Here is a 345-nt window from a genome sequence, read left to right on the forward strand (position 1 = left end):
TAGGGGAACCTGCGGTTGGATCACCTCCTTACCTTAAAGAAACGTTCTTTGTAGTGCTCACACAGATTGTCTGATGAAAAGTAAATAGCAAGGCGTCTTGCGATTGAGACTTCAGTGTCCCCTTCGTCTAGAGGCCCAGGACACCGCCCTTTCACGGCGGTAACAGGGGTTCGAATCCCCTAGGGGACGCCACTTGCTGGTATGTGTGAGTGAAAGTCGCCGACCGAAGTATCTCAAAACAGACTTCCGAGTCTCGTTTGAGATATTTGCTCTTTAAAAATCTGGATCAAGCTGAAAATTGAAACGACACACTGTTTCATTTCTCCGTAAACAAGAAATGAAAAG

The 345-nt window shown here is 46.4% G+C and carries 1 tRNA gene; it reads left to right on the forward strand.

Features of this window, described 5'->3' with window-relative positions:
- Positions 1-116: 116 nt before the first annotated feature.
- Positions 117-192: transfer RNA gene (locus OGV38_RS00210), tRNA-Glu, on the forward strand.
- The last annotated feature ends 153 nt before the right edge of the window (positions 193-345 follow it).

This window comes from Citrobacter sp. Cb080, from assembly GCF_030334745.1.
Taxonomy (GTDB): domain Bacteria; phylum Pseudomonadota; class Gammaproteobacteria; order Enterobacterales; family Enterobacteriaceae; genus Citrobacter; species Citrobacter braakii.